The 25001-nt window shown below is 66.3% G+C and carries 25 protein-coding genes and 1 pseudogene; 10 read left to right on the forward strand and 16 right to left on the reverse strand.

Annotation, left to right across the window (positions count from 1 at the left end):
• From ACYVH8_RS04850 to ACYVH8_RS04890, 9 genes are all read right to left on the reverse strand, one after another.
• The coding region (locus ACYVH8_RS04850) for a GTP-binding protein (protein WP_460487755.1) at positions 1 to 208 on the reverse strand (208 nt) is incomplete at its 3' end.
• Positions 209 to 320: 112 nt separating this feature from the next.
• On the reverse strand, positions 321 to 2423 hold the full coding sequence (fusA, locus tag ACYVH8_RS04855; protein ID WP_460487756.1) for an elongation factor G: 2103 nt from the start codon (positions 2421 to 2423) through the stop codon (positions 321 to 323).
• Between the two features lie 67 nt (positions 2424 to 2490).
• On the reverse strand, positions 2491 to 2961 hold the full coding sequence (rpsG, locus tag ACYVH8_RS04860; protein ID WP_460487757.1) for a 30S ribosomal protein S7: 471 nt from the start codon (positions 2959 to 2961) through the stop codon (positions 2491 to 2493).
• Between the two features lie 161 nt (positions 2962 to 3122).
• A complete protein-coding gene (gene rpsL / locus ACYVH8_RS04865) occupies positions 3123 to 3500 on the reverse strand; it encodes a 30S ribosomal protein S12 (protein WP_057674148.1) in 378 nt (125 codons plus the stop codon).
• A gap of 153 nt (positions 3501 to 3653) precedes the next feature.
• Complete coding sequence (locus tag ACYVH8_RS04870; RefSeq protein ID WP_460487758.1) at positions 3654 to 4829, reverse strand: D-alanyl-D-alanine carboxypeptidase family protein; 1176 nt, start codon at positions 4827 to 4829, stop codon at positions 3654 to 3656.
• Positions 4829 to 5461, reverse strand: coding sequence for an alpha/beta hydrolase (locus ACYVH8_RS04875; protein ID WP_460487759.1), 633 nt, complete (start codon positions 5459 to 5461; stop codon positions 4829 to 4831). The genes ACYVH8_RS04870 and ACYVH8_RS04875 overlap by 1 nt, the downstream gene beginning before the upstream one ends.
• Position 5462: 1 nt before the next feature.
• Positions 5463 to 5819 carry a (2Fe-2S) ferredoxin domain-containing protein gene (locus ACYVH8_RS04880; RefSeq protein ID WP_460487760.1) on the reverse strand — a complete coding sequence of 119 codons (357 nt, stop codon included), beginning with the start codon at positions 5817 to 5819 and terminating at the stop codon, positions 5463 to 5465.
• On the reverse strand, positions 5816 to 6940 hold the full coding sequence (locus ACYVH8_RS04885; RefSeq protein ID WP_460487761.1) for a VanZ family protein: 1125 nt from the start codon (positions 6938 to 6940) through the stop codon (positions 5816 to 5818). Before ACYVH8_RS04885 ends, ACYVH8_RS04880 begins: the two co-directional genes overlap by 4 nt.
• 16 nt (positions 6941 to 6956) lie before the next feature.
• A complete protein-coding gene (locus ACYVH8_RS04890; RefSeq protein ID WP_460487762.1) occupies positions 6957 to 7385 on the reverse strand; it encodes a CopD family protein in 429 nt (142 codons plus the stop codon).
• Positions 7386 to 7717: 332 nt separating this feature from the next.
• On the opposite strand from ACYVH8_RS04890, the gene hemB reads away from it, so the two are divergent.
• Together hemB and ACYVH8_RS04900 are read left to right on the forward strand one after the other, a co-directional pair.
• Positions 7718 to 8719, forward strand: a complete 1002-nt coding sequence (gene hemB, locus ACYVH8_RS04895; protein ID WP_460487763.1) for a porphobilinogen synthase — start codon at positions 7718 to 7720, stop codon at positions 8717 to 8719.
• 12 nt (positions 8720 to 8731) lie between these two features.
• Positions 8732 to 9832, forward strand: a complete 1101-nt coding sequence (locus ACYVH8_RS04900) for a magnesium transporter CorA family protein (protein ID WP_460487764.1) — start codon at positions 8732 to 8734, stop codon at positions 9830 to 9832.
• 1 nt (position 9833) lies between these two features.
• Here ACYVH8_RS04900 and ACYVH8_RS04905 read toward each other — a convergent pair whose 3' ends face one another.
• Genes ACYVH8_RS04905 through ACYVH8_RS04920 form a run of 4 tightly spaced genes read right to left on the reverse strand, consistent with a single transcriptional unit; the run spans position 9834 to position 12719 of the window.
• Positions 9834 to 10520, reverse strand: coding sequence for an LON peptidase substrate-binding domain-containing protein (locus tag ACYVH8_RS04905; protein ID WP_460487765.1), 687 nt, complete (start codon positions 10518 to 10520; stop codon positions 9834 to 9836).
• Between the two features lies 1 nt (position 10521).
• Positions 10522 to 11400: an amidohydrolase family protein gene (locus tag ACYVH8_RS04910; protein ID WP_460487766.1), complete on the reverse strand. Its 879-nt coding sequence runs from the start codon at positions 11398 to 11400 to the stop codon at positions 10522 to 10524.
• Entirely contained in the window at positions 11390 to 12085 is a 696-nt protein-coding gene (locus ACYVH8_RS04915; RefSeq protein ID WP_460487767.1) for a dienelactone hydrolase family protein, read from the reverse strand. The genes ACYVH8_RS04910 and ACYVH8_RS04915 overlap by 11 nt, the downstream gene beginning before the upstream one ends.
• Before the next feature lie 25 nt (positions 12086 to 12110).
• Entirely contained in the window at positions 12111 to 12719 is a 609-nt protein-coding gene (locus tag ACYVH8_RS04920) for a DsbA family protein (protein ID WP_460487768.1), read from the reverse strand.
• Between the two features lie 77 nt (positions 12720 to 12796).
• Here ACYVH8_RS04920 and ACYVH8_RS04925 point away from each other — a divergent pair, with 77 nt between their 5' ends.
• The 5 genes and pseudogenes from ACYVH8_RS04925 to xdhC all read left to right on the forward strand — a co-directional run bounded on the left by ACYVH8_RS04925 (position 12797) and on the right by xdhC (position 15908).
• The gene (locus ACYVH8_RS04925; RefSeq protein ID WP_460487769.1) at positions 12797 to 13543 is read left to right on the forward strand and encodes an SDR family oxidoreductase; all 747 of its coding nucleotides are present in this window, start codon (positions 12797 to 12799) and stop codon (positions 13541 to 13543) included.
• Positions 13543 to 14028, forward strand: a complete 486-nt coding sequence (locus tag ACYVH8_RS04930) for a MaoC family dehydratase (protein WP_460487770.1) — start codon at positions 13543 to 13545, stop codon at positions 14026 to 14028. Before ACYVH8_RS04925 ends, ACYVH8_RS04930 begins: the two co-directional genes overlap by 1 nt.
• A gap of 1 nt (position 14029) precedes the next feature.
• Positions 14030 to 14662, forward strand: coding sequence for a MarC family protein (locus ACYVH8_RS04935; RefSeq protein ID WP_460487771.1), 633 nt, complete (start codon positions 14030 to 14032; stop codon positions 14660 to 14662).
• A gap of 238 nt (positions 14663 to 14900) precedes the next feature.
• The gene (locus ACYVH8_RS04940) at positions 14901 to 15131 is read left to right on the forward strand and encodes an addiction module protein (protein ID WP_460487745.1); all 231 of its coding nucleotides are present in this window, start codon (positions 14901 to 14903) and stop codon (positions 15129 to 15131) included.
• Positions 15128 to 15908: pseudogene (xdhC, locus tag ACYVH8_RS04945) on the forward strand (xanthine dehydrogenase accessory protein XdhC). Before ACYVH8_RS04940 ends, xdhC begins: the two are co-directional and overlap by 4 nt.
• Before the next feature lie 105 nt (positions 15909 to 16013).
• On the opposite strand, the gene ACYVH8_RS04950 reads toward xdhC, so the two are convergent.
• From ACYVH8_RS04950 to xdhA, 3 genes are read right to left on the reverse strand one after another with little or no spacing between them, the layout of a single operon-like run.
• Positions 16014 to 17450, reverse strand: coding sequence for an 8-oxoguanine deaminase (locus tag ACYVH8_RS04950; protein ID WP_460487772.1), 1437 nt, complete (start codon positions 17448 to 17450; stop codon positions 16014 to 16016).
• On the reverse strand, positions 17447 to 19783 hold the full coding sequence (gene xdhB / locus ACYVH8_RS04955) for a xanthine dehydrogenase molybdopterin binding subunit (protein WP_460487773.1): 2337 nt from the start codon (positions 19781 to 19783) through the stop codon (positions 17447 to 17449). Before xdhB ends, ACYVH8_RS04950 begins: the two co-directional genes overlap by 4 nt.
• Entirely contained in the window at positions 19780 to 21309 is a 1530-nt protein-coding gene (xdhA, locus tag ACYVH8_RS04960) for a xanthine dehydrogenase small subunit (RefSeq protein WP_460487774.1), read from the reverse strand. The genes xdhB and xdhA overlap by 4 nt, the downstream gene beginning before the upstream one ends.
• A gap of 149 nt (positions 21310 to 21458) precedes the next feature.
• Here xdhA and ACYVH8_RS04965 point away from each other — a divergent pair, with 149 nt between their 5' ends.
• From ACYVH8_RS04965 to ACYVH8_RS04975, 3 genes are read left to right on the forward strand one after another with little or no spacing between them, the layout of a single operon-like run.
• The gene (locus ACYVH8_RS04965) at positions 21459 to 23024 is read left to right on the forward strand and encodes an ABC transporter ATP-binding protein (RefSeq protein WP_460487775.1); all 1566 of its coding nucleotides are present in this window, start codon (positions 21459 to 21461) and stop codon (positions 23022 to 23024) included.
• Positions 23011 to 24072 carry an ABC transporter permease gene (locus tag ACYVH8_RS04970; RefSeq protein WP_460487776.1) on the forward strand — a complete coding sequence of 354 codons (1062 nt, stop codon included), beginning with the start codon at positions 23011 to 23013 and terminating at the stop codon, positions 24070 to 24072. Before ACYVH8_RS04965 ends, ACYVH8_RS04970 begins: the two co-directional genes overlap by 14 nt.
• Complete coding sequence (locus ACYVH8_RS04975) at positions 24072 to 24992, forward strand: ABC transporter permease (protein ID WP_460487777.1); 921 nt, start codon at positions 24072 to 24074, stop codon at positions 24990 to 24992. The genes ACYVH8_RS04970 and ACYVH8_RS04975 overlap by 1 nt, the downstream gene beginning before the upstream one ends.
• Positions 24993 to 25001: the final 9 nt, after the last annotated feature.

Below are 25001 nucleotides of genomic sequence, written 5' to 3' on the forward strand. Positions count from 1 at the left end.
ACTCGACGTGGGCGGTGTTGATGGTGATGCCGCGGGCCTTCTCTTCAGGCGCCGCATCGATCTGGTCGTAGGCCTTGGCCTGGCCGCCGAACTTGGCCGCCAGCACGGTGGTGATGGCCGCCGTCAGGGTGGTCTTGCCATGGTCCACGTGACCGATCGTGCCCACGTTGACGTGCGGCTTGGTCCGCTCAAATTTCTCTTTTGCCATTTTTCAAATCTCCAAAGAACAGGTTCCCGTGTACAGGTTTAATGTCTGCACGGTGTTGCTGGTTCGCCCCGCACGGGAACAGGGCGGCACACCGTCGCAGACAGCTTGAAACTTACTTCGCGCGTGCAGCCACGATGGCTTCGGACACGTTGCGCGGAGCTTCGGCGTAGTGCTTGAACTCCATCGAGTACGTGGCGCGGCCCTGGGTGGCGGAACGCAGCGAGGTCGAGTAGCCGAACATTTCGGACAGCGGAACTTCGGCCTTGATGGCCTTGCCGCCACCGGCCATGTCGTCCATGCCCTGCACCATGCCGCGACGCGACGACAGGTCGCCCATCACGGTACCGGCGTAATCTTCCGGCGTCTCGACTTCCACGGCCATCATGGGCTCGAGGATCACGGGGTTGGCCTTGCGGCAACCTTCCTTGAAACCGAAGATGGCGGCCATCTTGAAGGCGTTTTCGTTCGAGTCCACGTCGTGGTAGGAGCCGAAGGTCAGCGTGACCTTGACGTCCACCACCGGGTAGCCGGCCAGCACGCCGGAGTTGATGGCTTCGATCACGCCCTTCTCAACCGCCGGGATGAATTCGCGCGGAACCACACCACCCTTGATGGCGTCGACGAATTCGAAACCCTTGCCCTGCTCGCTCGGCTCGACCGTGAACACCACGTGGCCGTACTGGCCCTTGCCGCCGGACTGACGCACGAACTTGCCTTCGACTTCGGTGACCTTCTTGCGGATGGTTTCGCGGTAGGCCACTTGCGGCTTGCCCACGTTGGCCTCCACGCCGAACTCGCGCTTCATGCGGTCCACGATGATTTCGAGGTGCAGCTCGCCCATGCCGGCGATGATGGTCTGACCGGATTCTTCGTCGGTCTTGACGCGGAAGGACGGATCCTCGGCAGCCAGACGCTGCAGGGCGATGCCCATTTTTTCCTGGTCAGCCTTGGTCTTGGGCTCGACAGCCTGTGCAATCACGGGCTCGGGGAAGACCATGCGCTCCAGCGTCAGGATGGCGTCCGGATCGCACAGGGTTTCACCCGTGGTCACGTCCTTCAGGCCCACGCAGGCGGCGATGTCGCCGGCGCGAATTTCTTCGATTTCCAGACGGTTGTTGGCGTGCATCTGCACGATACGGCCGATACGCTCTTTCTTGCCCTTGACGGGGTTGTAGACGGTATCGCCCTTGGTCAGCACGCCGGAGTAGACGCGCACGAAGGTCAGCTGGCCGACGAAGGGATCGGTCATCAGCTTGAAAGCCAGAGCGGAGAACTTCTCGCTGTCGTCGGCCTTGCGGGAAGTTTCCTTCTCGTCTTCGTCCGTGCCGCCCACCGGAGGGATGTCCACCGGCGAGGGCAGAAAGTCGATCACGGCGTCCAGCATGCGCTGCACACCCTTGTTCTTGAAGGCGGTGCCACACAGCATGGGCTGGATTTCGGTGGCGATGGTGCGCGTGCGCAGGCCGAGCTTGATCTCGGCTTCGCTCAGGTCACCCTCTTCCAGGTACTTGTTCATCAGCTCTTCGCTGGCCTCGGCGGCAGCCTCGACCATCTTCTCGCGCCATTCCTTGGCGGAAGCAACGAGTTCAGCCGGGATGTCCTTGTAGTCGAACTTCATGCCCTGGGAAGCTTCGTCCCAGATGATGGCCTTCATCTTGATGAGGTCGACCACGCCGGTGAAGTTTTCCTCGGCGCCGATCGGGATCACGATCGCCACGGGGCTGGCCTTCAGGCGCACGCGCATCTGGTCATAGACCTTGAAGAAGTTGGCGCCGGTACGGTCCATCTTGTTCACGAAGGCCAGACGCGGCACCTTGTACTTGTTGGCCTGACGCCAGACGGTTTCCGACTGCGGTTGCACGCCGCCCACGGCGCAGTACACCATGCAGGCGCCGTCCAGCACGCGCATGGAACGCTCCACCTCGATGGTGAAGTCCACGTGGCCGGGGGTGTCGATGATGTTGAAGCGGTGCTCCGGGTAGGACAGGTCCATGCCCTTCCAGAAGCAGGTGGTCGCAGCGGAAGTGATCGTGATGCCACGCTCCTGCTCCTGCTCCATCCAGTCCATGGTGGCAGCGCCGTCATGCACTTCACCGATCTTGTGGTTCACACCGGTGTAGAAAAGAATACGCTCGGTCGTGGTCGTCTTGCCGGCGTCGATGTGAGCGGAAATACCGATATTGCGGTAGCGCTCAATGGGCGTTTTGCGTGCCATGATGGTCTTTCGTTAAACAGGTAAGGCCCGCTTGTGGCGGGCCTGAACCACTGGATGGGGACGATGTTTAGAAGCGGAAGTGGCTGAAGGCCTTGTTGGCCTCGGCCATGCGGTGCACTTCATCGCGACGCTTCATGGCACCGCCACGGCCTTCGGTGGCCTCGATGATTTCATTGGCCAGACGCAGGGCCATGGACTTCTCGCCGCGCTTGCGGGCGGCTTCCTTGATCCAGCGCATGGACAGGGCCAGACGGCGCACCGGGCGCACTTCGACCGGCACCTGGTAGTTGGCACCGCCGACGCGGCGGGACTTCACTTCCACCATGGGTTTCACGTTGTTGATGGCAACGGTGAACAGCTCCAGCGCATCCTTGCCGGTTTTCTGTCCAATGGTTTCGAGGGCACCGTAAATGATGCGCTCGGCAACCGCCTTCTTGCCGCCTTCCATGATCACGTTCATGAACTTGGAAAGATCGACATTGCCGAATTTGGGATCCGGCAGGATTTCACGTTTAGGGACTTCGCGACGACGTGGCATGTTTCACCTCATACTGCTTCAGTTGGCATCTTTTCAGACACCGCGAGAGCCATACAGAACTCTCACTTACTCGACCCACCCGGACGATTCCGAGCTTCGGGTCACTACGCTCAACCCGTCTGCCTGACGGAACGAGCACCGAAAAACTCAGACTTGAAAAATCAAGCCTTCTTGGGGCGCTTGGCGCCGTACTTGGAACGCGACTGCTTGCGGTCTTTCACGCCTTGCAGGTCGAGCGAGCCACGCACGATGTGGTAACGCACACCCGGCAGATCCTTGACACGACCGCCGCGCACGAGCACGACCGAGTGCTCCTGCAGGTTGTGGCCTTCACCACCGATGTAGGAAATGACCTCAAAACCGTTGGTCAGGCGCACCTTGGCGACCTTACGCAGAGCGGAATTCGGCTTCTTGGGCGTCGTGGTGTACACACGGGTGCACACGCCACGGCGCTGCGGAGAGTTCTGCATGGCAGGACTCTTCGACTTGATGGTCTCGACCTCGCGGCCTTGACGCACTAGCTGGTTAATGGTTGGCATTTAAAAACGTCCCTCAACGTTTGATAAAAACGAAAACGTGAAACCCTTCGGAAATTCCGAAAAGCCTTCGAGTGTATCAGGTCGACCCCCAGCCCGCAATGACTCGCCTGGACTCAACCGCCAGCCGAAGGAGCCTTAAAGAATCGACCGGGACTACTGGACCCAGAGTCTGAAGGCATCCCAGGCCCGGCCGATCAGACCCGCCTCATCGACTGACTCCAGTGTGAGCAACGGATAGTTAATAAGCGTGTACTCACCTATTAGTATTTTCAGAGTGCCGCTGGTCTGGCCTTTTTTGAGCGGCGCAACCAGGGGGTCGGGGCGCGAGGCCTGGGTGTGCAGCAGGCTGGCTTGTCCGGTCGGCACGGTCACCACCACGGCCTGGGGGCGCCCCAGGCGAATCTGGCCCGACTGACCCTTCCAGACCGCCGGGGTGAGCACCGGCTGGTTGGCTTCGAACAACTTGACCGCCTCGAAAGCGGTAAAGCCCCAGTTCAGCAGCTTCTGAGTTTCGGTGGCGCGCGCGTTCTCGCTGTCGGCCCCCAGCACGACGGCCAACAGGCGCCGGGCGCCGGGCGCGCCGGCCGACCCCAGATGGGGGAACTCGCGCTGCGCCGTGGCAATCAGGCAATAACCGGCCGCCTCGGTGTGACCGGTCTTCAGGCCGTCGACCGAGGGATCGCGAAACAGCAGCAGGTTGCGGTTGCTGTCGTTGGCCGCCGGGGTGCCCTCGTAGTGGTACTTGCGTATGGCATGAAAGTGGGTCCGGTCCGGGAAGTCGCGCAGCAGCCGCGTGGCCAGCGCAGCCAGGTCGCGCGCCGTGCTCTGCTGCCCGGCCTGGGACAGGCCGGTCGGGTTGACGAAGCGGGTCGCCTTCATTCCCAGGGCCTGGGCCTGCTCGTTCATCAGCTGGACAAAACGCTCCTCGCTGCCGGCGGCGCCCTCGGCCAGCGTCATCGCGGCGTCATTGCCCGACTGCACGAGCAGTCCCTTGATCAGATCCTCCACCGGCACCTTCATGCCGGCTTCAAGGAACATGCGCGACCCCGGCTGCCGCCTGGCGCGCTCGCTGACCGGCAGCGTCTGCTGCAGCTCCAGCCGACCTACGCGCAGCGCATCGAACACCAGATACGCGGTCATCAGCTTGGTCAGGGAAGCCGGCGGGACCGGGGCGTCGGCCTCCTTGGCGGCCAGTTGCTGGTCACTCGTCAGGTCCAGCAGCAAATAGGCGCGGGCGGCGATTTCGGGGGGCTGCGGCATGTTCTGAGCCCAGGCGCCGCCCCAGAGCAGGCCACATGCAGCCGCCAGGGAAACCAGGAGTTTCTTCATCACGATGCAGAGAGGTGGCGCACCACCAGGCTCTTGAGCAGGGGCAGTTGCCCGTGGAAAAAATGGCTGCCGCCGGGCACCACCGTCACCGGCAGCACCTGGGGGCGGGCCCAGTCCATCACAGCCGCCAGCGGCACGGTGTCGTCGTGCTCGCCATGGATCACGAGGGTGTGTCCGTGCAATTCCTGCGGCACCTGGGCCACCTGGAAGCGGCTGGCCGCTGCCCCGACGAACACCAGCCTGTCGATCTGGCGCGAGGGCCACAGCGCACCCAGGGTGCGACTCATGACAAAGGACCCAAAGGAAAAACCAGCCAACGCGAGCGGGCCTTCAGCGGCGCACTGCTGCACCACAGCCAGAAAATCCTCGGTCTCACCCCGGCCTTCGTCGTGCATACCTTCGGTGGCCCCGACACCACGGAAATTGAAGCGCAGAGCCGACCAGCCGCATTGCACGAAAGCACGCGCCAAGGTCTGCACCACCTTGTTGTCCATGGTGCCGCCAAACAGCGGGTGCGGATGGGCAATGACAGCCACGCCGCGCGGGCTGACCCCCTCCGCGGGCGCGTCACGCAGCACTTCGATACGGCCTGCCAGGCCCGCCACCTGCAGGCGCTCGGTCTGCGAGTTCATGTCAGCGCCCCAGGTGCGACGGCGTCAGCAGACGCTCGACCACCTGACCGTTCTTGAGATGCGATTCAACGATCTCGTCGATATCGGCCAGATCCACATAGGAGTACCAGACCGCCTCCGGGTACACCACAGCCACCGGGCCGCCGGCACAGCGGTCCAGGCAACCGGCGCGGTTCACGCGCACCTGGCCGGGCCCGGCCAGGCCGGCGGCCTTGACCTGGGACTTGCAACGCTCGAAGGCCGCCTCGGCCTGGTGGTTGGCGCAGCAGGACTCGCCTGCGGGGCGCTGGTTGAGACAGAAAAAGACGTGCCGCTGGTAATAAGTGGCGGGGGCCTCGGGGGTGGTATCGGTGCTCATGGCTGAATTTTAGGGGCTGCCCTGTCCAGGTCGCTGAGGCTCCAAACACGGATCAGCACATACAGCAGCACGGCATAGGGCCAAAACCAGCCCAGCCACTGGACCACCCCGTGAAACCGGATGAAACGCCCCTGCTCCCAAACCTGCAGATTATGGGCAAAGTAGGGACTGGCCGGTGCCTGGTTGATCAGGACCAGGTACAGGCCCAGGCCCAGCAGCAACAAGGCGGCACAGACGCGGGCGGGGGCTCGCAGCAGCAGCAGGGCGATGCCGCCCGCCAGCACCAGGCCGGCCTTGACCGGCAGGCTGAACCAGGCCCAGGCATGCACCGGCCCGTAACTCAGCGTGGCCGACAGCAGCGTGGCCCCCATCGCCGTCGCCAGGACGGCCAGCACAAAACCCGCGCGCCGCACCATCGAGGGAATGACGCAGAAGCCCAGCAAGCAGGGAATCAGCGCCCCCAGCAAGACACAACTCATTTCCGCCCCGGGCACCAGCGGCTGCAGTTCCACCGTGCGCAGCGGCAACCACTCCAGCAACGGTGTGTCGAGCAGCAAGTCGGCCAGGCCAGCCTCTGCACGCTCGAAGACCTGGCCCAGGCCCAGCGGCACGGACACCGGCAGCAACAGGGCAAAGGGCCACAAGGCCAGCAGCACCAGGGCGCCACGCGCATCGGGCACGAACCAGCGCTCCCGGAAACGGGTCCAGCGGTCGATCGCGCCCATTTTTTCCAGCAGGGTCGCCGTCACGGCCCCCAGCCACGCTCCGCCCAGGTTCAGCAGCAAGTCGATGTTGGACGGCACGCGCGCCGGCAGATAACCCTGCAGGGTCTCCAATACCAACGAGAGCACGCCGGCGCCCAGCGTCGCCAGCCGCACGGCGCGGGGGCCCTGCCCGGTCCGCAAGGCCCCCAGAGCCAGCAGAAAACCCAGCGGGGCATAACCCAGCACATTGGAAAAGAAATCGAAGGCCGTCCAGTAGTGCGGCCAGGGTGCGATGAGAAAGCCCCAGGGCAAAGGCCCCTGGTCGCGCCAGCCGGCAAAAGGATAGAGGCTGGCATAGACCACCAGCCCCACATAGACCCCGCTCAGGGGCCAGGCAGAGGTCTTGTGCACCGACATGGCGCCCCTGTACCGATCAGAAAGGCTTGACCACGACCAGCACAACAGCGGCCAGCAGCAGCAGCACCGGCACCTCGTTGAACCAGCGGAACCAGCCATGGCCGCGCCGGTTCTCACCGCGCCTGAACTTCTTCAAGAGCGCACCACAGGCATGGTGATAACCCAGCACGAGCACCACCACCACCAGCTTGGCGTGCAGCCAGCCACTGGCCGGGCCCTGGCCGATGCCGTAGCCCAGCCAGAGCCAGAGGCCGAAACCCAGGGCCGGCACGGCCAGGATGCTGGTGAAACGCATGAGCTTGCCCGCCATCAGCAGCAGCCGCTCTCGCTCGGCCGTGGAATCGGCCGGCACCTGGGCCAGGTTCACGAAGATGCGCGGCAGATAAAACAGGCCGGCGAACCAGCTGGCGACGAAGACGATGTGGAGTGATTTGACCCAGAGCATGCGCTGAGTTTAGTCGCGTGTGCCAGGTGAAGCCACAACCAGCGCAGCTGGTTGCGTCGCAGGCTAACTTTGGCCAAAGGACAAAGTCAAGCGCAGCGGCCGAAAACAAAAAAAACCCCGGCCATAAGCCGGGGTTGCAAGCCTTTTTTGCTGTCACACATCAAGGCCCCGCTCAGGGAGGAAAAGCGGGGGGTGGCGAACCACCCAAGCTCTAATCTAACAAAAACGTTCCTCAAATGCAAGCCGGCCCCGCAATCCACGTGGAAACAGGACATTTTTGGCACTTTTGCGCACCAATCCCGACCGCAATGGAATCGGGCACAATTTTCCCCATGACACCCTATGCCCCCTACCCCATGGGCCGCCCGCGTCGGCTGCGCCGCGACGAGTTCACCCGCAAGCTGGTACGCGAGCACGCACTCAGCGTCGACGATCTGATTTATCCGGTGTTTGTGCTCGACGGTCAGAACCGCCGTGAAGCCGTGGCGTCGATGCCCGGCGTCGAACGCCTGAGCCTGGACCTGCTGCTGCCCCTGGCCGAGGAATGCGTCAGGCTCGGCATCCCGGCACTGGCCCTGTTCCCGGTGATCGATGCCAAGCTCAAAAGCCTGGACGGCAAGGAGGCCTGCAACCCCGAGGGCCTGGTTCCGCGTGTGGTGCGTGAGTTGAAGCAGCGCTTCCCCGAACTCGGCATCATGACCGACGTGGCGCTGGACCCCTACACCAGCCACGGGCAGGACGGCGTGCTCGACGCCACCGGCTACATCCTCAACGACGAGACGGTGGCGATCCTGGAGCGTCAGGCCTTGACCCAGGCGCAAGCCGGTGTGGACATCGTGGCGCCCAGCGACATGATGGACGGGCGCATCGGCGCCATTCGCAGCGTGCTGGAGGCCAACCGCCTGGTCCACACGCGCATCATGGCCTACAGCGCCAAGTACGCCAGCGCCTTCTACGGCCCCTTCCGAGATGCGGTCGGCTCAGCCTCCAACCTGGGCAAGAGCAACAAGAAGGTCTACCAGATGGACCCGGGCAACACGGACGAGGCGATCCGCGAAGTGGCCATGGACATTAATGAGGGCGCGGACATGGTGATGGTCAAGCCCGGCATGCCTTACCTGGACGTGGTGCGCCGCGTGAAGGACGAGTTCCGTGTGCCGACCTTCGCCTACCAGGTCAGCGGCGAATACGCCATGCTCAAGGCCGCCGCGCAAAACGGCTGGCTGGACCATGACGCGGTGATGATGGAAAGCCTGCTGGGCTTCAAGCGTGCCGGCGCCGATGGGGTGCTGACCTATTTCGCCGTGGCAGCTGCGCGCCTGCTGAAGAACTGACCAAGCCCGGGCATGCGCGTCTTCAGCATCAGTCCCGGTGGCGTCAGCGAAAGCGACGCGCCGCCCCAGCAGCTGCCCCCGCTCGGTCATGTCTGGATCGCCTGCACGCGCCAGGAATTCGAGACCGGTTGGTCGCAGCTGCAGGCCACGCTGCAGGCCCTGTGCGGCCTGCAACTGGTGGACCTGCACGTCTCCGACCTGCTCAACGCGCAACTGCCCTCGCACTTCGACTACACCTCGCAGTACGACCTGCTGGTCTTCCGCCGTCTGGCGACCGGCGCCGGCCAAGCCGTCTCACGCGAAACGGACCAAGGCGCCTCCCGCCGCAGCGGCCCGCCCATCCTGCGGCACATCGACACCAGTCCCGTGGGGTTTGCGGTCTTCGAGCGCGTGCTGCTCTCGGTTCACCCTGCCGACTGCGCGGCGCGCGACGCCTATGCCTCCCGGCTGTTGCAAGTGACCTCCAACGATGTGCGCACCGCCAACAGCCGCCTGCCCGCCTCCCCGGCCGATCTGATGCTGCGCATCGTGAACCAGATGGTCGACGGTTTCCTGGAACTGCGGCGCGAACTCACGCGCCAGCTCGATCACTGGCAGACCGAGCTGCTCAACCCGCGCACGCGCTTCAACAACTGGGCGACTCTGCTCAATACGCGGCTGGCTCTGCACCAGCTCGACGAAATCTGCGAAGACCAGCGCTCGTCCGTGCAGGACTGGATCGAGTCCGTCAAGACCTGGCCGGAAGCGGACACGCCGGCGACCCAGCGCGAGCGTGATTTGTTGCTGGTGCGCAGCCGCGACTTGCTGGAACACATCGAACGCGTGGTGCACCATGTACGCCGGCTGGAGCAGGGCGTGGAGACCGCGGTGCAGATCCACTTCAACGCCCAGAGCAACCGCACCAACGACATCATGCGCACGCTCACCGTGCTCACCGCCATCTTCCTGCCGCTGAACCTGATCGCCGGCATCTTCGGCATGAATTTCGAATTCATCCCGCTGATCCACAACGACAGCGGCTTCTGGTGGGCCATGGCTTCCATGGGGCTGACCGCCGTGGCCCTGGCCCTGCTGTTCTGGCGCAAGCGCTACCTCGAGCGCAGCGGGCGGTAAGTCAGTCCGGTCCGGGACTGACCCCGGCTTCGGGTCCGGCGCCGATCTTCAGGTGCACCAGCAGGTCGGCCACCAGTTCCAGCCGCACCAGGGGACTGTCCACCGCCAGGAACTGCTGCTTGAGCTGCGGGCTCACCGGCAGGATGTCGCACCAGCGGTGGGCCAGCCAGCCGCAGTCGTCCCACTGCAGCGGCGGCTGGATCGGCAGCTCGTCACCCGGCCTGGCCTGCGCCTGCATGTGCTGCAGCAGGCGCTGCAGGCCAATGCGGACATGGGCAAGGTCGGCCGGTACCGGCACCGGCGTGTCCTCCTCCAGGTATTCGGCCTCGCCGGTCCACAGGCCGTGTTTCAGCTGCTCGCTGCGCAGCAGGCGAAAGCGCCGGCCGCCACGGCAGCGGACCAGCATCAGCCCCGGTTGCGGTCGCTCGAAAGAGGTGATGTGCGCCATCGTGCCCACGAGATGAAACACTTCGGGCCCGAAGGCCGGCTCACCGGCCTTACCCGGACGCGGCGCCTGCCGCACCTCGCTGCCACTGCTGAGGCAGACGACGCCGAAGGGGGCGCCTTCCTTCTGACAGCGCTGGATCAGGTCCAGGTAGCGCACCTCGAAGATGCGCAGCGGCAACAGCCCGCCGGGAAACAGCGCGGTCTGCAGAGGGAACAGTGGCAAGGCAAAGGTCGCGCTCATTTCAGGGCCTGTTCAACTGGAACAGGCTCGCCCCGTTGTCCCAGGCAATTCGGCGCGCCACGTCGGGCGGCAATTCACCAAGCCAACGGCGGTAAGCACGCATCAACTCGTCGTAATACAACCAGCGCTGGTTGACCCAGGTGTCCGAGCCGAGCAGGAAGCGGTCCGGGTATTTCAGCAGCAGCGCGCGCCATTCGGGGCACAGACTGCCCTCACCACAGGTCAGCCCGGGCCGGTAGGACAACTCTCCCATGAGCCTGGGGTACTTGTCCAGCAAGGCCAACACGCGCGGCGCAGGTGCGCCGCCGATGCCCGTGTGCGCCCAGATCAGGCGCGCGTCTGGCGCATGGGCCATCAGCAGGTCGATGGCCACGTCGTCCACATGGGCCAGCACAGCCAGTTGGTTCTGTGCGGCGAACTGCATCAGCTTCTTCGCCACCGCGCCGTTGGCATTGGCGCTGTCGTAGAGATGAAACTCGCCGATGCCGCGGTAGGGACCGGCAGCCGTGCCGCGCGCGAGCTCGGCCTGCACCATGGTGTAGATGCTCTCGTCGCGGAACCAGTTGTCGTAATCGGCCCGGTTGCGGTAGAGGCGGATGAAGGGCACCACCGTCACGCCGGCAGCACGCGTCTGCGCCCCCGCTTCGGCCAGGGTCTTGGTGCCGTCGTTGGGTCGGCTGTTGGCAACGATGGCGCGCACGCCATTGCGCTGCATGCGAGCCAACACGTCCGTCAGCGGGTGCAGGCCTTCATAGGCTTCAACGTTGTAATGCAGATGGGCATCCAGCAGGGGGCCGTTGTAATCGGCGGCCTGTGCAAGGCCCGTCGTTGCCAGCACCAAGACCCCGGCCACGAGACGCTTCACGGTCTCAGCCCACATGTTTGGCGAAGAAGGCCAGGGTGCGCTCACGCGCCAGAGCGGCGGCGGTGGCGTCATAAGCGCCGCGATGGTCGCAATTGAAGCCGTGGTTGGCCGCGTAGACATGCACCTCGACTTCCGGGTGGGCTTTCTGGAAAACCGCCACCCCCTCCAGCGGAATCCAGTGATCCTTCTCGCCAAAGTGCGCCAGCACCGGCACCTTGGGCGTGCGCGCGATCTCGGCCTCGGTGGTGACACCGCCGCCGTAATAGGGCACGGCCGCGCTCACGCCTTTCAGCAAACAGGCCGTGCGCCAGGTCAGCAGACCACCCCAGCAATAGCCCACCACGCCGACCTTGCCCGCCTGGGCCGCATGGTGGATGGCCGCCTGGATGTCCTGCAAGACGCCGGGTGCCGACGGATTCATGCCCAGGGCCTCGACCGTGGCCTTGAGGGCCTGGCCCGCACTCATGTCGTCGGGCGTATAGCCCAGTTCGACACCCGGCTTGCTGCGATGGAAGGTGGCCGGCGCCACCGCCAGGTAACCCGCCGCCGCATAACCGTCGGTCACAGCACGGATATGCGCGTTGACGCCGAAGATCTCCTGCAGCACCACCACGCCGCCACGCCGCTTGCCCGTCGGCTGTGCCACATAGGCGGGAAAGGTGAAGCCGTCGGCGGCTTTGAGCTCGATGAACTGTCCCATGGCTTTTCTCTCCAGACCTGTTGTTTCAGAGGGTGACACCGAGCTTGCGGGCCACGAAGTCGAGCCGGTCCTGGCCCCAGAAGATCTCGCCGTCGATGACGTAGCTGGGGGCGCCGAACACGCCGGCGCTGATGGCCTGTTGTGTGTGGGCCTCGTAACGCTCACGCACCTCCTGGCTGCGGGACTGTTCCAGGCGTTTGGCATCGAGCCCGTTTTCGGTCAGCAGTTCGGCCAGCACCCTGGCGTCGCCGATATTGCGTTCCTGCGCCCAGACGGCGGACAGCACGGCGCCGGTGATCTTCATCGCAGCTTCGCTGCCGTCGTGCAGGTCCACGGCGATGATCAGACACGCCGCGTCGTCACCGCCGACCGGGAAGAACTTGGGTTGCGGATGCAGGGGAATCTGCAGGTATTCGCTGAAGCGCCGGAGCTCTTGCAAGCGGTAAGCCTGGCGCTGCGGCGCGCGTTTCGGCAAAGGCAGGCCGCCGGAGACGGGGAAGACCTTGCCGCCCAGGTCCACGGGCAGCACGCGGACGGCGACCCCTGCGGCCTGGGCCAGGGCCGCAAAACGTGCATGGCCCAGATAGGTCCAGGGGCTTTGTGGTGCGAAATAGTAGTCCACCGTGCGGCTCATCGTGTCTCCTCTTGCGTGATCTGGCTGTTTCTGCGGCAATGGTATCTTGTCGTCATCACACCTGCAGGAGCTGGGATTTGGACAAGGTTCTACTGGTCACCGGGGGCGGCCGCGGCATCGGCGCCGCCACGGCGCTGCTGGCCGCGCAGCGCGGCTACGCGGTCGCCGTCAACTACACGGCCAACTCGCTGGCCGCTGACGAGGTGGTGCGGCAGATCCGCGCTGTCGGCGGCACGGCCATGGCGGTCCGCGCCGATGTGGCCGACGAGGCCCAGGTGCTGGCCATGTTCGGGCAGATCGACGCCAAGCTGGGTCGCCTGAGCGCCCTGGTCAACAACGCCGGCGTCGTGGACACCACGCAGCGCGTGGACGAGCAAAGCCTGGCGCGCTGGCGTCGTATGTTCGAGATCAACGTCTACGGCACCATGCTCTGCGCGCGCGAGGCCGTGCGCCGCATGAGCAAGCGCCACGGCGGCACGGGCGGCGCCATCGTCAACGTCGGCAGCGTGGCCTCCCTGCACGGCGCGGCCGGGCAGTATGTGGACTACGCAGCCGCCAAGGGCGCGGTGGACGTGTTCACCCTGGGCCTGGCGCGCGAAGTGGCGGCCGAGGGCATCCGCGTCAATGCGGTGCGCCCCGGCATCGTCGACACCGAGATCCACGCCAGCGGCGGCCAGCCCGGCCGGGCACAGCGCCTGGCCCCGCAGATCCCCCTGCAGCGCCCCGGCACGGTGCAGGAGATCGCCCACGCCATCGTCTGGCTGCTGTCGGACGAAGCCAGCTACGCCACGGCCAGCCTCGTGGACATCACCGGAGGACGCTGATGACGACAAGAACCTTCAAGTACTACTGGGAGGACCTCGAGGTGGGCAGCACCCATGAACTCGGCAGCGTGGTGCCCACACGCGAGCAGATCCTCGATTTCGCGCGCCAGTTCGACCCGCAACCCTTCCACCTGGACGATGCCGCGGCCGAAGCCTCGGTCTTCGGCAAGCTGTGCGCGAGCGGCTGGCACACCTGCGCCATGGCCATGCGCCTCATGGTGGACAACTTCCTCTCCCAGGCTGCCGCCCTGGGCTCGCCGGGGCTGGAAAGCCTCAAGTGGACCCAACCCGTCTTCCCCGGCGACACGCTCAGCCTGCGCCACATCGTCGTGGACCGCCGCCCCATGAACAGCCGGCCCGATGTGGGCCTGGTGCGCACGGTCTGGAAAATGCACAACCAGCAGGGCGACCAGGTGCTGCACATGGAGGGCTGGGGCATGTTCCGCCGGCGCACACCGGCTGCGGCGACGGCCACCAAGGATTGAGATGGACTTCAAGCCGCTCGTGACCCTGCTGGCCATCGTCAACCCGCTGGCCATCGTGCCCTTTTTCATCCACTACACCCAGGGTTTCACGCGCGAGCAGCGCCTGCGCACGATCTGGATCTCCTCGCTCAGCGCTTTTGCGGTGATCGCCATCAGCGCCCTGCTGGGCCTGCAGCTGCTGGCCTTCTTCGGCATCTCGCTGGCGAGCTTCCAGGTCGGCGGCGGCATGCTGCTGCTGACCTCGGCCCTGGCCATGATCAACGCGCAGCCGGCCGAGGCCCGCTCCAATGCCGATGAGATGCAGGACGCGGCCGAGCGCTCGGCCGCACGCGCCAGCATCGCCGTGGTGCCGCTGACCATCCCGCTGCTCACGGGGCCGGCCACCATGTCCACCGTGGTGATCTACGCCGACAAGGCCCGCGACCTGCTGCAGCTCGGCACCCTGGTGGGCTACGGCGTGGTCGTGGCGCTGGCCACGGCCCTGTGCTTCGGCCTGGCCGAACCGATTGCGCGCGTGCTGGGCAAGACCGGCATCAACGTCATGACCCGGCTCATGGGCCTGATCCTCGCGGCCCTGGCCGTGGAGGTGATGTCCGACGGGCTGGTGAAACTGTTCCCGGCCCTCGGTCGCTGAGCCAGCGCTGGTACTGTGTCCCGGAAGCAGGGGAACAAAAGGAAAGTGATGGATTCGTGCGCAGGGCAAGGCGCAAGCCTGTGCAGGCCGTCTAGCGTGAACATGCAAGCCAGGGAGCCAGGGTCTTGCCTTTAACCATCCAAGGCCCATGTCACATTGAATCCGCCCGCGGCCATCACCCCATCTGACCTCGCGCCGATACGTAGAATCGTTCGCCAGCAACCACGGAGCCGCCACCATGTCCACCCTGCTGACCACCCTGGAGCAACCAGCGCGCGCACTGGCGCCTGACGAGCGTGCCCGGCTGGCCGAGGTGCTGCTCGAATCGCCGCACGCCACCCCTCCCCCTGAAATCGAAACCGAGTGGCAACGTGAAATCGAGAAACGTGTGGCGGCCTACGACCGGGACGAAACGCAAGTCTACGTTGCTCAAGAAGTGCTCGCCACCGCCAGACGTCTGGGCACGTGAAACAGGCGTTCACCGGACTGCAGCAGGCCCTGGCCCTTGAGTCCGCCGTGCTGGTGCGTGTAGTTCAAACGCAAGGCTCGGCACCGCGCGAGACCGGCGCCTGGATGGCCGTACTGCACACCCAGGTGATCGGCTCCATCGGCGGCGGCCATCTGGAGTTCGACGCCATCGCCCGGGCCCGGGCCATGCTCGCGGGCGCAACCATCCCCACCGAACCACAACGTGTGGCACTCGGCCCCAGCCTGGGCCAGTGCTGTGGTGGTGTGGTGTTTCTGCGCTACGAACTGCTGGGCCCGCAGGATGCGGCCGGCCTGGCGCAGCGCCTGCAAGCGCCCGCCGCCCCCGTCGCCCTCTTCGGCGGTGGCCACGTGGGCCAAGCCATTGCGCGCCAGCTCGCGCACCTGCCCTTTGCCCTGCACTGGATCGACAGCCGCGACGAGATCTTTCCCGCGGACACACCACCGAACATCCGCTGCGAGCATTCGGACCCGGTGCAGGCGGCCGTGGCCGACATCACCCCGGGCTCGACCGTACTCATCATGAGNATGTCTGCGCCGCGCGCGTGAGCAGGATGATCTACCTTATATCGGCCTGATCGGCAGCAAGAGCAAGTGGGCCACCTTCCGGCATCGGCTGGAGGCGCGGGGTTTTGGCGAGGCGGACTTTGCGCGGGTGACCAGCCCCATCGGCGCGCCGGGCATCGCGGGCAAACAGCCCGAGGTGATTGCGGTGGCGGTGGCGGCGCAGCTATTGCAGCGCTTCGGACCGCAGGCTTAAGCCCGTTCGGGCTGAGCTTGTCGAAGCCTGGAGCGCGAGAGCCCTTCGACAGGCCGGTCCTGAGCTGAGCCGAAGGGCTCAGGGCGAACGGATGCGAGGAATCGATCAACGCGTGCCGGCCTGCTGGGCCAGCTGCCAGGCCAGGGTGTTGTGACGCTCCACAAGCTGGCCCGTATCCACCGTCGTCAGTTCGCCCTTGCGCACCACCACCCTGCCGTTGACCACCGTGTAGTCGGCGTTGTCGCTGGCGCAGAGCATGAGCGCGCCCAGCGGGTCGTGCACGGCGCCGCCGGCCATGCTCAAGGTATCGGTGCGGTACATCGCCAGATCGGCGCACTTGCCGGGCGCGATCTGGCCGATGTCGCTGCGGCCCAGCACGCGTGCACCGCCACGCGTGGCCAGCCACAGCGCGTCGCGCGGGGTCATCTCGCCGGGGCCGGTGTCGCAACCGAACTGGGTACGGCCATCGGACCCGATGGCCGGTGGCTCCAGCGCCTTGCCCACGCGCGCCAGCAGCATGGCCTGGCGTGCTTCGTTCAAGAGGTGGCCGGCGTCGTTGCTGGCGCTGCCGTCCACACCCAGGCCCACGGGCACGCCGAGGTTCAAGAGCTTGCGCAGCGGCAGGATGCCGCTGGCCAGGCGCATATTGCTGCAGGGGCAGTGGGCGATGCCGGTGCCGGTCTTGGCAAACAGATGGCTGCCATGTTCGTCGAGCTTCACGCAGTGGGCGTGCCAGACGTCTTGACCCACCCAGCCCAGCTCTTCCACGTACTGGGCGGGGGTGCAGTTGAAGTGTTCGCGCGTGTAGGCGATGTCGTGGTCGTTCTCGGCCAGGTGGGTGTGCAGGCGCACGCCGTAGGCGCGGGCCAGCGTAGCGGATTCGCGCATCAGGTCCTGGCTCACGGTGAAGGGCGAGCAGGGGGCCACGGCCACCTGCAGCATGGCGCCGGCTTGGGTGTCGTGCCAGGTCTCGATGAGGCGGCGCGTTTCCTTCAAGATGAAGTCTTCCTTTTCCACCACGCGGTCGGGTGGCAGGCCGCCCTGGCTCTCGCCCACGCTCATGCTGCCGCGTGTGGCCGTGAAGCGCATGCCGATGGTGTGCGCGGCTTCGATGCTGTCGTCCAGGCGAACGCCGTTGGGGTAGATGTAGAGATGGTCGCTGCTGGTGGTGCAACCACTGAGCAGCAGCTCGCCCATGGCCACCTGGTTGGAGACACGCACCATCTCGGGCGTGAGGCCGGCCCAGATGGGGTACAGGCCCTTGAGCCAGGAGAAGAGCTCGGCGTTCTGCACGCCGGGAATCGCGCGCGTGAGGCACTGCACCATGTGGTGGTGCGTGTTGACCAAACCTGGGATGACCACATGCTTGCGTGCGTCGATCACCTCGTCCACCTCGGCCACGAGCGCGCGCAGGTCCGTGCCTGCGGGCAGGATACGGTCGATGAAACCGTCACGCACCAGGATGGAGGCGTCTTTCAACTCCGTGCGCGCATCGTCCTGGGTGGCGATGCAGCGGGCGTCCTTGATGAGCAGGGTGGTCATGATTGGGTATCGGTTTGGAGGGCGCGCCACACACGTTCGGCCGTGGCCGGTGCGTCCATGCGGACACGGTCGTCGCTGCGAGCAGTCGCCACGGCGTCGCGGATCGCTTCCCAGACGGCGATGGCCAGCATGAAGGGCGGCTCGCCCACGGCCTTGCTGCCGAAGACGTTGTCCTCGCGGTTGGGCTCGGGCCAGAAGTCCACCCGCAGTCTTTCGGGCACATCACCCGTGGCGGGGATCTTGTAGGTGCTGGGCGCGTGGGTGGCGAGTTTGCCGTCGGCGTTCCAGACCAGTTCCTCGGTGGTGAGCCAGCCCATGCCCTGGATGAAACCGCCTTCGATCTGGCCGATGTCGATGGCCGGATTGATGCTCTGCCCCACGTCGTGCAGGATGTCCACGGCCAGCACACGGCTCTCGCCCGTGAGTGTGTCGATGGCCACCTCGCAGCAGGCCGCGCCGTAGGCGAAGTAATAAAAAGGCCGGCCCGTGAGCGTGGTCTTGTCGTAGTGGATCTTGGGCGTGCGATAGAAACCGTCGCTCCAGAGCTGGATGCGGTTGGCGTAGGCGGCCTTGACCACCTCGCGGAAATCGCGCGTGCTGCCAGCGGCGTGGATCTTGCCATTCGCAAAACGTACCTCGCCCGCGCCGCAGCCCTGCAGACCCGCCACAAAGGCGGCCAGGTTCTCGCGGATGCTGCGCGCGGCAAACTGGGCCGCGCGGCCGTTGAGGTCGGTGCCGCTGGAGGCGGCGGTGGCGCTGGCATTGGGCACACGGGCCGTGTCGCTGGCGCTGACCAGCACACGCTCGAAAGGCAGGCCCAGTTCGTCGGCCACGATCTGCGCCACCTTGGTGTGCAGGCCCTGGCCCATCTCGGTACCGCCGTGGTTGACCAGCACACTGCCGTCGGCATAAACATGCACCAGCGCGCCGGCCTGGTTGAACAGGGTGGCCGTGAAGCTGATGCCGAACTTCACGGGCGTGAGGGCCAGGCCCTTCTTGAGCACGCTGTGCTCGCGGTTCCAGGCGGCGATCTCGGCGCGGCGCTCGCGGTAGCGCGCGGTCTGCGCCAGCTGCTGCATCAGCGGCTGCAGGATGTTGTCTTCCACCTTCATCTGGTAGTGGGTCGTATCGCGGCGCCTTTCAGGCGCGGTTGCGCTCGCTGGCGCGATGACTTCATCGCTGTACAGGTTGCGCAGGCGCACGTCCAGCGGGTCACGGCCCAGCTGGCGCGCGATGTCGCCCAGGATGGTCTCGATGGCGATCACGCCCTGCGGGCCGCCGAAACCGCGGAAGGCCGTGTGGCTCTGCGTGTTGGTCCGGCAGCGGTAGCTGTCGATGCGGACGTCGCTGAGGAAATAGGCGTTGTCGCTGTGGAAAACCGCGCGGTCGGCCACGGGGCCCGAGAGGTCGGCGCTGAAGCCGCATTCGGCCAGCAGGGTGAGCTGCAGGGCGGTGATGAGGCCCTCGTCGTCAAAACCCACGGTGTAGTCGTAGGCGAAGGGGTGGCGCTTGCCGGTGACCATGAAGTCGTCGTCGCGGTCCAGGCGCAGCTTGACGGGGCGGCCGGTCTTGCGCGCGGCCAGCGTGGCCCACACGGCCAGATGACCAGCCTGCGTTTCCTTGCCACCGAAACCGCCGCCCATGCGCCGGCATTCCACGCGCACGCGGTGGCTGTCCAGCCCCAGGGCGTGCGCCACCCAGTGCTGGATCTCGCCCGGATGCTGGGTGCTGCTGTAGATCAGCCACTGCTGCTGCTCCTGCGGCACGGCGTAGGCGATCTGGCCTTCGAGATAAAAGTGTTCCTGGCCGCCGACCTCGAAGCTGCCACTCAGCGTGTGTTTCGCTTTCTTCATCGCCTGTTCGGGCTCCCCGCGCTTCACGGTGACGGGCGGCAGCACATAACTTTGCGCGGCATGGGCGGCGCGGGCGGTGAGCACCGCCGGCAGGGCTTCGATGTCGAGCTGCACAGCACGCGCGGCGCGGCGCGCCTGCATCACGGTCTCGGCCAGCACCAAGCCGATGACCTGGCCCACATGCAACACGGCGTCGCGCGCGAAGATGGGTTCGTCATGGACGAAGGTGGCCAGCAGCGGATCACCCGGGATGTCGGCCGCCAGCACCACCTCCACCACGCCGGGCATGGCGCGTGCGGCCTTCGTGTCCACACCCTTGAGTTTGCCGTGGGCCACGGGCGAGAGGATGGGCGCGGCATGCAGGGTGCCGCGCAGCTCGGGCAGGTCGTCCACATAGGGCGCCAGGCCCTGGACCTGGTGGCGCGCGCTTTCGTGCGCGACCGACTGGCCGCTGGCGAAGACGGGGTCCGAAGCGCTCATGCCAGTGCCTCCAGCTGCGGCTCGCCCTGCTCTTCGGCCCAGTAACGCAAGAGCAGGCGGCCCAGCACGCTGCGGCGGTAGGCGGCGCTGGCGCGCATGTCGGAGATGGGTTCGAACTCGGCCTGCAGCACCAGGGTGGCAGATTCGAAAGTGGCGCGCGCCCAGGGCTGGCCCAGCAAGGCGGCTTCGGTCTTGCGCGCGCGCACGGGTGTGGCCGCCACACCGCCCGCGCCGATACGCGCGCTGCTGATGCGGCCCTCGCGCACCTGCAGGTTCAGGGCCAGGCAGACGGCGGAGATGTCGTCGTCCTGGCGCTTGGAGATCTTGTAGACGCGCAAATACTCGACCCCCACGCTCGGCTCACCCGCCACGGGGCGCGGCACCTCGATGTAAGCCAGCACCTCGTCGGGCGCCAGCAGGTTCTTGCGGTAGCCCGTGTAGAAATCGTCCAGTTGCACGCGCCGCTCGCCGCGCACACTGGCCAGCACCAGCGTGGCGCCCATGGCCAGCAGCAGGGGCATGCTGTCGCCGATGGGTGAACCGTTGGCCACATTGCCGCCCAGCGTGCCGCTGGAGCGCACCGGCAAGCCGGCAAAACGTTCGGCAAAACGCTGCAGCTGCGGGCGGTCGGCCACCAGGGCGGCGTAAGCCTCGTGCAGGGTGACGGCCGCGCCTATGGTCAGCGCACCGGGTGTCTGGCGCAACTCGCGCAATTCCGCCACACGGGTCACATCGAGCACCTGCGCGAACTGCCGGTGCTGCTTGGTGACCCAGAGCCCCACGTCGGTGCAGCCCGCCACCAGCTGGGCCTGGGGCTGTTCGGCGCGCAGGCGCAGCAGATCGGCCAGACGGGTGGGCGTGCTGTAGTCGGCCGCGGGGGCGGGCGGAATCTGGCGCAGCTGGGCCAGCACGGCGGCCTCGTCCACCTGCACGCGGGGCAGGGCGCCCATCTCTTGCGCGGCGTCGAGGATGGGGCGGTAACCGGTGCAGCGGCAGAGGTTGCCCGAGAGATCGGTCCGCGCCATCTCGCGGGTGATCTTTATGGCTACACGTGGCGTGAGCGCCGACGGGCCGCCCCTAGGCGCGAGGGCCCCCTCGGGGGGCAGCGAGGACACGCCAGTGCCGAGCGTGGGGGCGATGTAGTTCTGGTACATGCCGAAGAGGCTCATGACAAAACCGGGGGTGCAGAAACCGCACTGGCTGCCGTGGCAGTTGACCATGGCCTGCTGGCAGGGGTGCAGGGCGCCATCAGCGGCGGGCAGGTCCTGCGCGGTCCAGACCGCCATACCGTGCACCGAATGCGCCAGGCGGATGCAGCTGTTGATGGCCTTGTAGCCCAGGCCCGCGCCTTCGGGCTCGGCCAGCACCACGGTGCAGGCGCCGCAATCGCCTTCGCCGCAGCCTTCCTTGACGGCCGTGCACTGCAGGTCTTCGCGCAGGACTTCCAGCAGGGTGCGCGTGGGGGAAACACCCGTGAGCGAGACGATCTCGCCGCGGCGGACAAATTGCAGCGGTTTTTCTTCCATCTCAGTCTCCGAAGCAAGCGTCATACCAGCGGGGGGATCGACACGCGGCGGATTGTATGCAATATTTGTATGCAGGACTTGGCACAGTTATAGCTTAAGCTAGTGCGGTTCGCCCAGATTTCTCACGCGCGAACAACCCCTTTGACATCATGAGCACCTCCGTCGCAGACGCCCCACCTCGCCTTGCGCTCTCCGGTATCAGCAAGCGCTACCCCGGCGTGGTGGCGAACCGCTATGTGGCCCTGACGGTGCAAGCCGGCCAGATCCATGCGGTGCTGGGCGAAAACGGGGCGGGCAAGTCCACCCTGATGAAGATCATCTACGGCGCTGTCAAACCCGACGAGGGCGAGATCGTCTACAACGGGCAGGTCGTGCACATCCGCAACCCGCAGCAGGCCCGGGCCCTGGGCATCAGCATGGTGTTCCAGCACTTCAGCCTGTTTGACTCGCTGACCGTGGCCGAGAACGTCTGGATCGGCCTGGACAAAAGCCTGAGGCTGGCCGAGGTGACCCGGCGCATCCGCGACAAGGCCCGGCAGTACGGCCTGGACATCGACCCCGAGCGCCCCGTGCACAGCCTGAGCGTGGGCGAGATGCAGCGGGTAGAGATCATCCGCGCCCTGCTGGGCGAACCGCAGCTGCTGATCCTGGACGAACCGACCTCGGTGCTGACGCCGCAGGCCGTGGAAAAACTCTTCGAGGTGCTGCGCCAGCTGGCCGCCCAGGGCTGCAGCATTCTCTACATCAGCCACAAGCTGCACGAGATCCGCGCCCTGTGCACGGTCTGCACGGTGCTGCGCGGCGGTGAAGTCACCGGCACCTGCGACCCGCGCGAGGAAAGCAATGCCTCGCTGAGCCGCCTGATGATCGGGGCCGAACCGCCGGCCCTGCAGCACAAACCGCCCCAGACCGGCGCGGTGCAGCTGGAAGTTCGCGGCCTGAGCCTGTCGCGTCTGGACCCCTTTGGCGTGGACCTGGACGACATCGCCCTGCAGGTGCGCGCGGGCGAGGTGGTGGGCATTGCCGGCGTGTCGGGCAACGGTCAGCGCGAGCTGCTGTACGCGCTCTCGGGCGAGGACCTGCGCAGCCCGGGCGGCAGCATCCGCCTGGGCGAGCAGGACGCGACCCGGCTGGACCCGGCCCGCCGCCGCGCCCTGGGCCTGCACTTTGTGCCCGAGGAGCGCCTGGGCCGCGGCGCCGTGCCCGCCATGGGCCTGGACCACAACCTGCTGCTCACGCGTGGCGAATCCCTGGGCCCGCTGGGCTGGATACGCACCGACGCGCTGGCTGCCCAGGCGCGCGGCATCATCGCGCGTCTGCACGTGAAAGCGGCCGATGAGCACGCGGCGGCGCGCAGCCTGTCGGGCGGCAATCTGCAGAAGTTCATCGTGGGCCGCGAGATCGACGCCGGCCCGCGCCTGCTGATCGTCTCGCAGCCGACCTGGGGCGTGGACGTGGGCGCGGCCGCGCAGATCCGCGCCGAGATCCTGGCCCTGCGTGATGCGGGCTGCGCGGTGCTGGTGGTCAGCGAGGAGCTGGAGGAGCTGTTCGAGCTCAGCGACCGCCTGCACGTGATGGCCAAGGGCCGGCTCTCGCCTTCCCTCCCCATGGCCGAGGCCACGACCGAACGTATCGGCGAGTGGATGAGCGGCCTGTGGCACGGCGAGGTGCAACACCATCTGCAAGATATGGAGGCCGGCCATGCTGCGGCTTGAAGCCCGCCCCCAACCCTCGCGCGCCTGGGGCCTGGGTTCGCCCCTGCTGGCGCTGGCGCTGACCGTGCTGCTGGGCGTGATCCTCTTCGTGGCCCTGGGCAAGGACCCGCTGCGCGGCCTGCAGATGTTTTTCTGGGAACCGGTGAAATCGGGTTACGCCCTGGGCGAGCTCATGGTCAAGGCCACGCCGCTGCTCATCATCGCGCTGGGCCTGGCGGTGTGCTTCCGCTCCAATGTCTGGAACATCGGCGCCGAGGGGCAGTTTGTCATCGGCGCGGTCTGCGCCGGCGGCATCGCCCTGCTGGCCGGCAAGGGCACGGGGCCCTGGATCATTCCGGTGCTGCTGCTGGCCGGCGTGCTGGGCGGCATGGTCTGGGCCGGTTTCACGGCGCTGCTGCGCGACCGCTTCAACGCCAACGAGATCCTGGTGAGCCTGATGCTGGTCTACGTGGCCATCCAGCTGCTGAACTTCATGGTGCACGGCCCCTGGAAGGACCCGGGGGGCTACAACTTTCCGCAGACCAAGACCTTCGAGGCGGTGACGCAGATCCCGCGGCTCATGAGCGGCTCGCGCATGAACATCGGCCTGGTCCTGGCCCTGCTGGGTGCGGGCGCGCTCTGGGTTTTCCTGTTCCGCCTGCGTGCCGGTTTCGCGCTGCAGGTCGGCGGGCTGGCGCCGGCAGCGGCACGTTATGCGGGCTTCTCCTCGCGCCGGGCCCTGTGGACAGCCCTGCTGGTCTCGGGCGGCGCGGCCGGCCTGGCCGGGGCGCTGGAGGTGGCGGGCCCCATCGGTCAGCTCACGCCCTATGTGCCGGCGGGTTACGGTTTCGCGGCCATCATCGTGGCCTTTGTGGGGCGGCTGCACCCGGTGGGCATGGTCTTCTCGGCCATCCTCATGAGCATGTTCTACATTGGCGGTGAACTCGCGCAGTCGCGCCTGGGCCTGCCCAAGTCCATCACCGGCGTGTTCCAAGGTCTGCTGCTGTTCACGCTGCTGACCTGCGACACGCTGATCAACTACCGCCTCAAGCTGGGGAGGAAAAGCTGATGGAATCCTACGCCCTGCTGCTCGCGGCCACGCTCAATGCCGGCACGGTGCTGGCCCTGGCGGCCCTGGGCCTGCTGATCAACGAGAAGTCCGGCATCGTCAACCTGGGGGCTGAGGGCATGATGCTGTGCGCGGCCATCGCCGGTTTCGCCACCGTGGTGCACACGGGCAATGACTGGCTGGGTTTCGCCGCCGGCATGGGCGCCGGGGCGCTGCTGGCCGCGCTCTTCGGCTGGCTGGTGATCTGGCTGGGCACCAACCCCTATGCCACCGGCCTGGCGCTGAGCCTGTTTGGTGCGGGCTTTTCCGCTTTTGCGGGCATCGCCTACGTGCAGGCCAAGCTGCCCGAGCGCGCGCAGTGGGTCGTGCCGGTGCTGGGCGACATCCCCTGGATCGGCCCGGCCCTGCTCCGCCAGCACCCGCTGGTTTATGTGACCATGGCCCTGGTCGTGGCCCTGGTCTTCTGGTTCGACCGCAGCCGCAGCGGCCTGATCCTGCGCGCCGTGGGCGAGTCGCCCGAATCGGCCCATGCCCTGGGTTACCCGGTGCGGCGCATCCGGCTGGCGGCCGTGGTGGCCGGCGGCGCGCTGTGCGGCCTCTCGGGCGCCTACCTCTCCGTGGTCTACACCCCGCTGTGGGTGGAGGGCATGGTGGCCGGCAAGGGCTGGATCGCCCTGGCGCTGACCACCTTTGCCACCTGGCGCCCGGCACGCGTCTTGCTCGGTGCTTACCTGTTCGGCGGCGTGACCATGCTGCAGTTCCATCTGCAGGGCGTGGGCGTGGACATACCCAGCCAGTTCCTGGACATGCTGCCCTACCTGGCCACCATCGTGGTGCTGGCCCTGATCTCGCGCAACCCGGCCTGGATACGCGTGAACATGCCGGCATCTCTGGGCAAATCATTCACTCCGAGTTCATAATCCCTACGT

The organism is Curvibacter fontanus, assembly GCF_054780335.1.